Below are 12519 nucleotides of genomic sequence, written 5' to 3'. Positions count from 1 at the left end.
TACAAATGGATAAATATCAAGATATTAAGGAAGCTGCTTACCAGGCGAACATGCAGCTCCCAAAACTGGGTTTAGTTCTTTTTACTTTTGGTAACGTGAGTGCCGCCAACCGCAATCTGGGTGTGTTTGCCATTAAACCAAGTGGCGTACCCTACGAAGATCTTTCGCCAGAGAAAATGGTGATCGTTGACTTTGACGGGGTAACTGTGGAAGGCTCTCTCCGGCCGTCGTCTGACACTAAAACCCATGCGGTACTCTACAAGCACTGGGAGAACATTGGCGGCATTGTGCACACGCACTCCACCTACGCCACCGCCTGGGCACAGGCACAACGCGACATCCCGATTTACGGCACCACACACGCCGACCACAACACCTTCGACATTCCATGCGCTCCTCCCATGAACGATGAGATGATTCAGGGCGATTATGAGTACCAGACTGGTTTCCAGATTATGAATGCCCTGGAGAGCAAAGGCATGAGCTACGAAGAAATGGAAATGGTGCTGGTAGGCAACCACGCTCCCTTTACCTGGGGTAAAACACCGGAAAAGGCTGTTTATAACAGTGCCGTGGTAGAAGAAGTAGCGCGCATGGCCTACCTCACCGAGCAAATCAGGCCAAGTGTTCCGCGTTTACAGGATTCGCTTATTCGCAAGCACTACGACCGGAAACATGGGGCCGGCTCTTATTACGGCCAATAGCATTTCAGACACCTAATGCAGCTAGTTCCTTCATCAGCAAAAAGCAGCCCTTTTACTCCGGTGCATCAACTAGGGTAAATTGGCTGCTTTTTCTCTTTCTTGTAAGTTAGCTTCATCTGAAAGAATAACTGCTATTTTAATTTTGGTTCTTGTTTCAACCTCTATCCAATTATTTAAATAAAATACCCCTTCCAAAAGGTTTTTATGCTTTTCACTCTCAAGGGTTGAGCGGCATTTTAGCAGCAGTAGTGGCTTAAGGTGTGAGGTAACCCTTGGCACTTTTGAGAAGAAATTGCTTTGGAAGGACCATTTCATTTAAATAATTCTGTCAGAACCTCTTATTTCTTATTTCCGCTAAGAAAATAGTTTTAACGGTTAAGCAGCTTTGCAACGGGCAGAATGGGTAAAAAAGCATAACGAACATACGTATTCCTTTCATTTTGAAAAAAATGTGCCTACTATTTTCCAAGCATAAGTTAGGCGTAAAAGAAAATCCCTATATTTAAATCAAATTCGAAAAACTGTTTAAACAAAACCAACTCACACAACACTAAAACTGACACATGAATTCTGGATTCTCAACACTGGATTACATCGTCTTTATTCTCTATGCCTGCGTCATCATCTTTATGGGACTTTGGGTATCGAGATCGAAGAAAGGTGTAGAAAAGACGGCACAGGAGTATTTCCTGGCAGACAAATCGCTCACCTGGTGGGCTGTTGGCGCCTCGCTTATTGCGGCCAACATTTCGGCAGAGCACTTTATTGGCACCTCCGGCTCCGGGTTTGCCATTGGTCTGGCCATATCGGCTTACGAGTGGATGGCCGCACTCGCGCTTATAATAGTGGCAAAATACTTCCTGCCTGTGTTCATCGACAAAGGTATTTACACCATGCCACAGTTCCTGAACGATCGCTTTAACCGAGGTGTTAGTACAGCCTTTGCCGTTTTCTGGTTACTGGTTTATGTATTTGTAAACTTAACATCTGTAAGTTACCTGGGTGCGCTGGCACTGGAGCAGATTATGGGTGTTCCGTTGGTGTACGGCATCATAGGCCTGTTGCTTTTCTCTGCCATTTACTCTATTTATGGTGGCCTGGAAGCGGTTGCCTGGACTGACGTTGTCCAAGTGTTCTTTATGGTGGGCGGCGGTCTGGTTACCACTTTCCTGGCATTGGATGCAGTAGGTGAGGGCGAAGGCATATTTGCTGGTCTGGCAAACATCTATGAAAAAGGCCGAGACCATTTCTCTATGATTATTCCGGAAGGGCATCTGATGATCCCGGACGGCACAGGTGGCCAGAAGGATGCCTTTATTGACTTACCGGGTATTGCGGTAATTGCGGGTGCCATGTGGGCTACCAACCTCGGTTACTGGGGCTTTAACCAATACATTATCCAAAAAGGACTTGCTGCCAAAAGTATTAACGAGGCAAAAAGAGGCCTTTTGTTTGCCGGCTACCTGAAGCTCCTGATGCCGCTTATCGTAGTTATCCCGGGTATTACGGCTTATGTATTGTTAAATGCGCACACCCCGGAAGAACTTGCTGTTATTTTAGGTAAGCCAGTCGAAGCCGTTGGTACTATAGCAAAATCTGACCAGGCTTACCCGTGGCTGCTGAAGAACTTTGTGCCTACCGGTGTAAGAGGCTTAGCTTTTGCGGCTCTTGCTGCGGCTATTGTCTCTTCGCTTGCCTCGATGGTGAACAGTACCTCCACCATTTTCACCATGGACATTTTTAAACCTTACTTTAGCCCGAACGCCAGTAACAAACTGCTGGTACGTGTTGGGCGTATTGTTGCCCTGGTATCTTTAGCTATAGCTGCCCTGGTAGCGCCTCAGCTGGCCTCTCTGGACCAGGTGTTCCAATATATTCAGGAGTATACAGGTTATATTTACCCTGGCGTAGTGGCTGTATTCGGCATGGGCCTTTTCTGGAAACAGATTACACCAAATGCAGCTCTCTGGACCGCCATTGCCACTATTCCGGCTGGTATAATTTTCAAAATCATTAGCCCTGATATGCCGTTCCTGCTGCGCATGGGGTATGTGTTCATTATCCTTTGCATTATCGCCTGTGCTATCAGCTTTCTGGAAACAGGCGCTAAAGTTAAAATGCCGCTTCCTGATGAAAAAAGACAGCGTCAGCTTACAGCGTACTCTTACATGTTCTTTGCGTTGGGTTTAGTGGCACTGGTGCTAACAGTTATTTTTGCGCAAGAGTACAGCCACCTGGCCATAGAAGCTGGTTACTTTATGGCAGCCATGCTCCTTATGATCGGTATAATACTTTATACAAATGCCCGGGTTGAGCTGGCCGATAAGAGAGCCATCGTATCAGATCCGACATTATTTAACACGGGCACAGCATTTAATATAGGTGCTGTTGGTATCGTCGTAATTTTGTTTCTCATTTATTATTTCCTCTGGTACTAATAAAAAGGGTGTTTACTAACGAAAGTTGGTAAGCACCTTTTTTTTAGCTTAATTTGTTATTGTAGATTAGACAATTATTATCATGATAGATTTAAAACAATTTGAGGTCTGGTTCATTACAGGTAGCCAGCACCTTTATGGCGAAGAAACGCTGAAACAGGTAGATGCGCATTCAGCAGAAATCACTGCTGGTCTTGACCAGGCTGCCGATGTACCCGTTCGTGTTGTTTTCAAGCCGGTGGTTAAAACAACAGAGGAGATCTTCAGAATTTGCCAGGAAGCTAACGTGGCCGAAAACTGCGTAGGTGTAATTGCCTGGATGCACACCTTCTCTCCTGCTAAAATGTGGATCAACGGGCTGAAAGTTCTTCAGAAACCTTTGTTGCACCTGCACACCCAGTTTAACCGCGACATTCCGTGGAGCACCATCGACATGGACTTCATGAACCTGACCCAAAGCGCCCACGGCGACCGTGAGTTCGGGTTTATGGTTTCGCGTATGCGCATTAACCGCAAAGTAGTGGTTGGCCACTGGCAGGAAGCCGAAGTTCAGAAAGAAATCGGTAACTGGAGCCGTGTAGCCTGTGGCTGGTACGACTGGCAAGGTGCTAAATTTGTGCGCTTCGGCGATAACATGCGCTTTGTAGCCGTTACAGATGGCGACAAAGTAGAGGCTGAACTGAAATTTGGTTTCGCTGTGAACACCCACGGCATCGGCGACCTTGTAAAAGTAATAAACGAGGTTAGCGAAGAAGCAGTAGATGCGCTGGTAGCCGAGTACGAAGAAAAATACACCATAGCTGAACCACTAAAAGAAGGTGGTGCACAAAGAGAGTCTTTAAGAGAGGCGGCTAAAATTGAAATTGGCATGCGCACTTTCTTAGAGGCTGGTGGCTACAAAGGTTTCTCCGACACGTTTGAAGACCTGCACGGCATGCCACAGTTACCAGGCATTGCTGTTCAGCGCCTCATGAACGAAGGTTACGGCTTTGCCGGCGAAGGCGACTGGAAAACAGCTGCTTTGGTAAGAGCCATGAAAGTAATGGGTAGTGGCCTGGAAGGTGGTAACGCCTTTATGGAAGACTATACTTACCACTTCGAACCAGGAAATTCATTGGTACTTGGTTCACACATGCTGGAAGTAGACGAGTGCCTTGCAGCCGACAAACCATCCTGCGAAATCCATCCTCTAGGTATTGGCGGTAAAGCAGATCCGGTACGCCTGGTATTCAATGCCAAAGGTGGCGCTGCTCTGAACGCTTCTGTCGTGGATATGGGTAACCGTTTCCGTTTAATCGTAAACGAAGTGGAAGCTGTTGATCCGCAGCAGGATCTGCCGAAGCTGCCTGTAGCCCGCGTACTCTGGAAACCACTTCCTGACATGAAAACAGGTGCCGCTGCCTGGATTCTGGCCGGTGGTGCCCACCACACCTGCTACAGCCAAAACATTTCAGCCGAGCAACTTGAAGACTTCGCTGAAATGGCTGGCATTGAGTGCGTTAGAATAGGAAAAGATACCACCTTGAGCAACCTTAAAAATGAGTTGCGCTGGAGCGAGGCTTATTTCCAGCTGTACCGCTAGTAGTTAGATTTTAGATGCTAGAGTTTAGATACTAGATTATAAATAGTCTTTAAGCTGCTTTTTTTTGCTTAAATAGCTAAAATGCAGTAGCAAAGTAAAACAAAAAGAGCGGGCCTAAACCCGCTCTTTTTGTTTTGTTATTTTCACTTTAACCTTTTACTGTATTGGAAGAAAATCTGGTAAATAAGCCAAAATAACCTCACGTACCGTTTCTGGTTTTCAGTCCATAGTTTACCAATTATTCGAATGAAAACCTCCTTCAAAAGCGTTTAGGGGCATTTTTGATTCAAGGGTATTCAGAATGAAAACTTAGAAAAGCTCCTTTACCTTAGGATCTGTGTAGTCGGTGATAAAGCAGAGAATGTTATCGTACGCACTGAACTCATCTTTTTCGTGCGTGGTAGTTAGCACCACGCATTGCATACCCGCGTTTCTGGCTGCCTCCACTCCTTTTGGCGCATCTTCGAGCACCACACAATCTGCCGGATCTATGCCTAGTAACTGAGCTGCTTTTACAAATGTTTCCGGGTCTGGTTTGCTTTCGGTTACATCGTCGGCGCTAACCACTGCACCGAAATATTGCCGGATGTTCAGGTTATCGAGCACGAAATCGATGTTAAACGGGATGGCGGCAGAGCCAACAGCCATTTTAATGCCGTGCTGGTGCGCCCTTTCCAGAACGTCATCCAGGCCATTAATAAGTTTCAGGTGCTCGAAATAGGCTTTCTGATACCTTCTCTCCTTCTCAAAAGAAATTTCGGTTACCCGGTCTTCCGGGAAATGCTCCTTGCCGAAAATACGGGCCAGCACTTCGCTGTTCTTGCCATACATGTGGCCTTTTACTTCTTCATACGACAGCGTTGCGCCCAAGTCCTCGTTCAGGATCTGGTGCCAGGCCTTGGTATGGAATTGCATATCGTCAATCATGGTGCCGTTCAGATCGAACAGCAGAGCTTTGGGTTGTAATTTCATAGTTTATTAAACTAGTTTGTGGCAATCTAAAACATCTTTCTGAAAATTGCAGCAAAAGGTTCCGATTTTGAAACGAAACCGCGCAGTTGCCCCCACACAGAAACTGCACACAGGTATTGCTGCTGGCTTATTTTTTTCAGAAAAGTCCGCCTATAATTTTATTGAACACCCTTGGATCATGTAAGGCAAAAAACCTTTTGGAGGCGGTTTTCATTAGAATAATTACTACGGCAAGTTATTGCTTCATCATAAAATGAAGGCTAAATGGTAGAGGGACATTTGTTAAAAACCAGATTCGCTTATATTTGTTTAAAACAACTCAACGCCTGTAGTTAGTATTGCCTTTTTTAATTTTAGTTTGATGCTGACTTAACCTACGCGAGTAAAATACAATATTGTCGCGGCTCTCGCTAAGCCCAAAATTTAAATTGATCTGTTTTGAGAAAACTTGAAAAAAGAGAGTACGATGCCGTTGTAGTAGGCTCCGGGCCGAATGGCTTAGGCGCTGCCATTACCTTGCAGCAGGCTGGGCTGTCGGTGCTGGTAATAGAGGGCAAGGATACCATTGGCGGCGGGTTGCGCTCTGCTGAGCTTACACTGCCGGGCTTTGTGCACGATATCTGTTCAGCTATTCATCCGCTGGCAGCTGAGTCGCCTTTGTTCAAGGCGCTGCCCCTGCACCTGCACGGGCTCGAGTACCTGACTCCTCCCATCTCAGCGGCACACCCTTTTGATAACGGAACAGCGGCAGTGCTCAAAAAATCGATCGCTGAAACGGCCCGCCTGTTAGGAGCGGATGAGGAATCTTACCTGCAGCTCATGAAGCGTGTCGTAACAGACTGGCCCAATATAGCCCATGCCACCTTAGGACCACTTACCATACCAAAGCACCCTTTTGCCTTAGCGCGCTTTGGCCTCAACGCCCTCACCTCGGCAGAGCTACTGGCTAAAATGCGTTTCGAAACCATGGAGGCACGCGGGCTTTGGGCAGGCATGGCAGCTCACTCCATTCAGCCGCTCAGCAATTTAACAACCTCTGCCATTGGCCTGGTGCTTATGGCGATGGGGCACCTGCGTGGCTGGCCCGTACCCAAAGGTGGTTCGCAAAGTATTGCCAATGCTCTTGCCTCTTACTTTACCTCGCTAGGCGGAAAAATTGAAACCGGCTTGTATGTGCATTCACTGAAGCAGCTGCCCTCATCGCATGCCGTGCTGCTGGATGTTACGCCAAAGCAGCTGCTGAAAATCGCAGGACACCAGTTCTCTTCGGTGTACAAATGGCAGCTGCAGAAGTATCGTTATGGAATGGGCGTCTTTAAAGTGGATTGGGCCTTAGATGGTCCTATTCCCTTTACCGCTCCGGAATGCCGACAGGCCGGAACTATACATTTAGGGAATACTTTGGAGGAAATTGCAGCTTCTGAGAAACAAACGTCAGCAGGTCTTCATCCGGAAAAGCCGTTTGTACTGCTGGCGCAACAGAGCCTTTTCGATGCCTCGCGCGCTCCGGAAGGCAAACACACCGCCTGGGCCTATTGTCATGTGCCTAATGGCTCCCTGGTCGATATGACCACGGCCATCGAGAAGCAGGTAGAACGGTTTGCCCCCGGTTTCCGCGACCTGATTCTGGAGAGGCACGTGATGAACACGCTGCAGATGGAGACGTATAATGCCAACTACATTGGTGGCGACATTAACGGTGGTATTATTGATATCGGGCAGTTGTTTACCAGGCCGGCTTTGCGTCCGTCGCCATACCGGACCTCTGCCAAAGGTATTTACATCTGCTCCTCGTCTACGCCACCTGGCGGCGGTGTGCATGGCATGTGCGGCTACCATGCTGCCAGCCGCGCCCTCAAAGATATTTTCAATCTGAAACCACTGTCTCTTAAATAGCCTGCCATTCGTATGAGAAAAAGTGCACCAGCCATTAGCCCGGAACTGAAACAAGCCATCAGTTCGCTCAGCCACTCCGAAAAGGATAAATTGCTCTACCGACTGCTCAAGCTAAACCCCGACCTGGTGGAGCGTCTGCAATTTGAGCTTGTAGAGCAGGGCGACTCGCTCATGCAGCGCCGTGAAGAATTGACAAGCCGCATTAACGACATGCTGGCCTACGAACCCTACTCACCGGGTTACCTGATGATGGACCTGCGCTCGCTTAATGGAGAGATTACCCGCCACGTAAAGCACACCAAAGACAAAGAAGGTGAAATTCAGCTGACGCTTTACATGCTGCGCCAATGCCTGGAACTACATGGGGCTTTTATAGTAACTCACCTGTACCGCGCCGATACACTTCAAAATTACCTGATTAAACGCATGGAAGCAGTGCTGCAAAAGCTCCGGAAAATGCACGAAGATCTTTATGTAGAATATGAAGCAGATGTAACTTATATTCTAAAGCAACTACATGAAAAAATTGCACCAAAGCTGGCGAAAAAGTCTCTTCCGGAACATTGGCCGGAATAATAAGGCCTGTAGGAGGCGGAAGAGATTATGAACTTAGATGTACGATAGGTTAACAGCAAAATTTAATTAAAGCACAGGTATTACCAGCTGTTGATTGTTTCCTGATGCAAAATACCTTTTTGATTTTAAGTGGTCTAAAAATCTAATTTTAGTTGACTATGGAAAATAAGAGTGAGAACAATTTGATGCCAAGTCCATTTAAGCAGACTTACTTCCACGGCACAAAGGTCGACTTACAAATCGGCAATTTTATACAGACTGGAATCAGCTCAAATTATGGGCAAAAGAATAAAGCTACATACATCTACTTAACAGCAACCTTGGATGCAGCCATCTGGGGAGCTGAACTTGCTTCAGGAGAAGGGCGCGAAAGAATATATGTAGTAGAGCCTACAGGTATAATAGAGGATGACCCGAATTTAACCGACAAAAAATTTCCGGGTAACCCCACCATGTCTTACCGGTCAAAACATCCATTTAAAGTTGTTGGAGAAGTTACGATTTGGCAGGGGCATTCAGCAGAACAGGTTAAGGCCATGAAAGATGGATTAGCGAAACTTGCCGAACAAGGAATAGAAGCAATAGAAGATTAGCGTAAGTGCCAGATTTTCTAAACGAACTTAAGACAAACCAGGTGATACTAGTGCTCTTCCAATTTAGTTTTTAGAATTAAAAGCCCAGCAAACGTGCTTTCTCTACCTCATTTCTAATTTTTAATTTGAAAGAGCACTAGCCTCTTTTGCTTTAGAAGAAATTTAGTATTACTATTGATTCATTCGTTCGCAAATATCCTTGGGGGATCCCCTGACAGCCCTTTCTTTGCATGAAACAAACTAATTGCTGACGTACCCAAAGATGATACAAACAAGAAGAGCACTCTTTTTAGGCTTTTTCATCATTTTTACCTTTTCAACTCGGGCACAAACAGTAACAGAGTTTAACGGCATCGACAGGCATTACCAAACCTGTTTGGACAAAGGATCTAATATGCTCAATTGCTTCCAAGGTTACTACTACCAAATGGATAGCTTGCTTAACGTTGTTTATAACAATCTCCGCCATCCGCTTAATTTACTGGAGAAAGCTGCCCTAAAAAAGGAACAACTGAATTGGCTTGCCAGGAGAGATGCCTATTTTAAAGAGGTTGATACTGCGCTCGCTGCCGAAAACAAAGATGGGTTTGCAGGCAGCGACAGCAGAATGATAGCCTTTGATGACAAAGCCCGGTTTGTAAGGAAAAGAGTAGAAGAACTTTTGATAAAACTGGCTGAAAGTCAAAAGCATCAAAGTAAATAGCTTAATCCTCTTACCTACTATTACTCGACCTCCCTAACCTATTGCCCCTCCTACTTCACGAACAACCGCTGGTCGAACGCGAAAGGTACAGCATCTACAATTTCTACCTTCCGGAAATCGTGGTGGCGGGGGTTTAGCAGGAAATTATGGTTACCCTGTACAGTGGCAGAGGGTACTTTCAGTGTCAGAAACTTAGCATCAAAAACAAATGAGTCACCTATTTCCTGGGTAGAGTTGGGGTGCGGAAAAAGTTTCCAGTCGCGGGGAAGGTCTTTTAGGGGCAGCTCTAGTATAGGCAGCTCATCCGGCACCTCCAGGCTAACCAGGTAATAATCGTTTGGTACAATGCCGAGTGGTGTGTGCACGGCAATCTCTACGGTGCAAAGGGCAATCGATTCGCTGGTGTACAGCATGGCCACACCTTTGCTGTTCCACCGCCCACCGGCCAGCTCCGCTCCTTTCCCCGACAGGTCGTTTCGGTACCTGCCTTTGCTCAGGCGGTATACGATCATGCCAGCACGCCATGTTCTATACGCGTCAGCTCGTCTTTTAGCAGGCTGATGCCGAACGTTGTATCCAGCAGTTCTTTTGGTCTAAGGCCGGCCAGCGCCACACTCTGGGTCTCGAGCCAAATGTTAAATTTATCCTGGTCGCCAAATACCTCAATGCCTTTGTTATAAACCAGAATTACTTCAATTATTTTTTCGGAGTGAATGGGGTCGAAGGTGCGTTTCTCTTTTTTGTAACGCTGAAAAGTGCGCTCCGACAGGTGCAGGAAACCAGACCATTCATCGGTGCTGAACGGACTTTTATCGGCAATAGATTTAAACGCTTCATATTTAATTCCTTGCCGGGCAGCCCGCACCAGCGCCAGCAGGTTCCTGTCGTCGGTGAGGTCGTAGCTTAGGTTGCTATCAATTTTTAATGCTTCAGCCATGGTACTTTCGCGTTTATTAGATTTTAATTTCAATATACGTAAATTGTCAGAATTATAACGCCATTTGTCTTAAATTAGTTTAATACCTTTTTAACTGGTTCTGCCATGGCCTATTATTTTAATGAGTGCTCTTCTGCTCCTGCTTAAATATGGTTCCGAAAATGATCTGTCCTATTTGTACGCTTGCGGCTCCTACTGAAGCCTTGCTGCATAAGAAGAACTTGATTTTTTGGTTTTGGTATCCGAAATTCACCTACGCAACACATCCTTCAACAGCAGGAATGGAAGCGGAAACTCCATAAAGGCTATTTCCCCAATTATTTAAATGAAAACAGCCTTCCAAAGCAAAAACTGATCGTGCAACCTCAAGGGTCTGCCAGTGACATGAGGAGCAGTATATGGCGGCTTTACCCGAGGTACAGATCAGGAGGAACATCTTAAACAAAAGCACACGCGTAAAACTTAACTAATTTAAAAACCAATAATAAAACTTATGAAATTTAACCCACTTGGTGATACCGGCGTGCTGGTATCGGAACTGTGTTTCGGAACCATGACGTTTGGTGGCGAAGGCTACTGGGAAGCAATCGGCAAACAACAAATAGAGGAGGTAAACGAGCTGCTGAAGATGGCTGTAGACGCTGGCATAAACTTCATAGATACGGCCAATGTGTACTCCTACGGGCAGTCGGAGCAATTGCTGGGGGAAAGCCTGAAGCAGACGGGGCTGCAACGCAACGAGCTTTTTATTGCCAGCAAGGTTCGCGGACGCATGGCTCCGGGTGCTAACAACATCGGCCTCTCCCGCTACCACATTATGCAGTCGGTAGACGAAAGCCTGAAGCGCCTGCAGATGGACCACATCGACCTGCTGTACGTGCACGGAGTCGATAAGCTGACATCGGTGGAACAGGTGGTGCAAACGCTGCACGATGTGGTGGTAAGCGGTAAAGCGCGCTATGTAGGTGTCTGCAACTGGCCGGCCTGGATGGTAATGAAAGCCATCGGAATTGCCAGGCAGCAAGGCTGGCACGAGTTTGCGGCCATGCAGTATTTCTATGCCATTGCCAACCGCGATTCGGAGCGCGACCTGCTACCAATGGCCGAAGATCAGAAGCTGGGCTTTATGCCCTGGAGCCCGCTGGCAGGTGGTTTCTTGTCTGGCAAGTTCACCCGCGACAAAACCAACACCGGAGGCCAGTCTCGCCGCGATAACTTCGATTTCCCGGTAATTGACAAAGAAAAAGCCTACGACATAATCGAGGTACTCCTGCGCATGGGCGAAAGCCGTGGTGTATCGGCGGCAGAAGTGGCTCTGGCATGGGTACGGCAACAGAAGGGCGTAACAAGCACCATAATCGGGGCTAAAAACCCGGACCAGCTGCGCTCCAACATCCACTCCACCACCTTCCAGCTTTCTGAAGAAGAGCTGCAGCAACTCGAAGCGGTAAGCAAACCCGCCCCCTCCTATCCCGATTGGATGGTAGAACGCCAGATGCGTGAGCGTTATCCGGAAGAATAGTTTTATTTTTATACACGGATCTGAAGCCTTGGCCAAAAAACCTGAAAAGTTTGTTGGAAGGGCTGTTTGATTTGAATAATTTGAGCAAATACCATTCAGCAGATAAGTAGAAGCTCCTCTTTTTGTAACAACCGCATTAAATGAAGTCTTAACAATTTAATGCAATAAAGCGGCAGCTAACCAGATGAAGCAGACACCATGACAGCCGGAGCGAACAAATAACTATTGCAAAGCCCTTCTGCACCTACAGAAGGGTTTTTTACATTCCTTCACACATCATATAGCACTATTTTAGAGCCGCTGGCGTTATAGCTGCTAACCAATAAATATTTTATGCGATTATGGGGAGTGGCGGCAAGCGCTATGGTTATTTGCCTGGGTGCTTGCAACACGCAAAATGCTTTAACAGAACACCAACAGGAGACGCACCGCGCCATCACGCTGGCCGATGTTGTGCCGGTAAGCCAGGTAAGCTCTGCAGAGGAATTGCATCAGCAAAAAAAATTCAGGGAGCAGTACATAAAACGTTTTTCAACAGCAAAAACAGCTGCTACGCACTTTGTAATTGAAGCCAAACGTAACTTTAACGAACAAAA

General features: G+C 46.7%; 12 protein-coding genes and 1 pseudogene. 9 read left to right on the top strand and 4 right to left on the bottom strand.

Annotated features, from left to right (window positions below; translation table 11 throughout):
* Window positions 1-5: 5 nt before the first annotated feature.
* Window positions 6-704, top strand: coding sequence for an L-ribulose-5-phosphate 4-epimerase (locus FVR03_RS02760; protein ID WP_147920240.1), 699 nt, complete (start codon window positions 6-8; stop codon window positions 702-704).
* A 69-nt stretch (window positions 705-773) separates the two neighbouring features.
* On the opposite strand, the gene FVR03_RS02755 is transcribed toward FVR03_RS02760, so the two are convergent.
* Entirely contained in the window at window positions 774-1019 is a 246-nt protein-coding gene (locus FVR03_RS02755) for a hypothetical protein (protein WP_147920239.1), read from the bottom strand.
* Between the two features lie 248 nt (window positions 1020-1267).
* Here FVR03_RS02755 and FVR03_RS02750 point away from each other — a divergent pair, with 248 nt between their 5' ends.
* Entirely contained in the window at window positions 1268-3142 is a 1875-nt protein-coding gene (locus FVR03_RS02750) for a sodium/sugar symporter (RefSeq protein ID WP_147920238.1), read from the top strand.
* An 82-nt stretch (window positions 3143-3224) separates the two neighbouring features.
* Window positions 3225-4724, top strand: a complete 1500-nt coding sequence (araA, locus tag FVR03_RS02745) for an L-arabinose isomerase (RefSeq protein ID WP_147920237.1) — start codon at window positions 3225-3227, stop codon at window positions 4722-4724.
* 309 nt (window positions 4725-5033) lie between these two features.
* Here the strand turns inward: araA and FVR03_RS02740 are convergent, their stop codons facing one another.
* Window positions 5034-5696, bottom strand: coding sequence for an HAD family hydrolase (locus FVR03_RS02740; protein WP_147920236.1), 663 nt, complete (start codon window positions 5694-5696; stop codon window positions 5034-5036).
* Window positions 5697-6134: 438 nt separating this feature from the next.
* On the opposite strand from FVR03_RS02740, the gene FVR03_RS02735 reads away from it, so the two are divergent.
* From FVR03_RS02735 to FVR03_RS02720, 4 genes are all read left to right on the top strand, one after another.
* Window positions 6135-7592 (top strand): phytoene desaturase family protein, encoded by a 1458-nt coding sequence (locus FVR03_RS02735; protein WP_147920235.1) that lies wholly within the window; start codon window positions 6135-6137, stop codon window positions 7590-7592.
* A 12-nt stretch (window positions 7593-7604) separates the two neighbouring features.
* A complete protein-coding gene (locus FVR03_RS02730) occupies window positions 7605-8168 on the top strand; it encodes a hypothetical protein (protein ID WP_147920234.1) in 564 nt (187 codons plus the stop codon).
* 158 nt (window positions 8169-8326) lie between these two features.
* A complete protein-coding gene (gene arr / locus FVR03_RS02725; protein ID WP_147920233.1) occupies window positions 8327-8761 on the top strand; it encodes an NAD(+)--rifampin ADP-ribosyltransferase in 435 nt (144 codons plus the stop codon).
* Window positions 8762-9023: 262 nt separating this feature from the next.
* Window positions 9024-9464, top strand: a complete 441-nt coding sequence (locus FVR03_RS02720) for a lysozyme inhibitor LprI family protein (RefSeq protein WP_147920232.1) — start codon at window positions 9024-9026, stop codon at window positions 9462-9464.
* A gap of 50 nt (window positions 9465-9514) precedes the next feature.
* Here FVR03_RS02720 and FVR03_RS02715 read toward each other — a convergent pair whose 3' ends face one another.
* Window positions 9515-9976: an RES family NAD+ phosphorylase gene (locus FVR03_RS02715; RefSeq protein WP_147920231.1), complete on the bottom strand. Its 462-nt coding sequence runs from the start codon at window positions 9974-9976 to the stop codon at window positions 9515-9517.
* Window positions 9973-10401, bottom strand: coding sequence for an Xre family toxin-antitoxin system antitoxin (locus FVR03_RS02710; protein WP_147920230.1), 429 nt, complete (start codon window positions 10399-10401; stop codon window positions 9973-9975). Before FVR03_RS02710 ends, FVR03_RS02715 begins: the two co-directional genes overlap by 4 nt.
* Before the next feature lie 493 nt (window positions 10402-10894).
* Here FVR03_RS02710 and FVR03_RS02705 point away from each other — a divergent pair, with 493 nt between their 5' ends.
* Window positions 10895-11923 carry an aldo/keto reductase gene (locus tag FVR03_RS02705; protein WP_147920229.1) on the top strand — a complete coding sequence of 343 codons (1029 nt, stop codon included), beginning with the start codon at window positions 10895-10897 and terminating at the stop codon, window positions 11921-11923.
* Window positions 11924-12256: 333 nt separating this feature from the next.
* Window positions 12257-12519, top strand: a pseudogene (locus tag FVR03_RS02700) (hypothetical protein); the annotation flags it as partial.

The sequence above is a fragment of the Pontibacter qinzhouensis genome (assembly GCF_008017455.1).
Classification (GTDB): Bacteria; Bacteroidota; Bacteroidia; order Cytophagales; family Hymenobacteraceae; genus Pontibacter; species Pontibacter qinzhouensis.
This window is presented reverse-complemented; position numbering and strand designations above follow the sequence as displayed.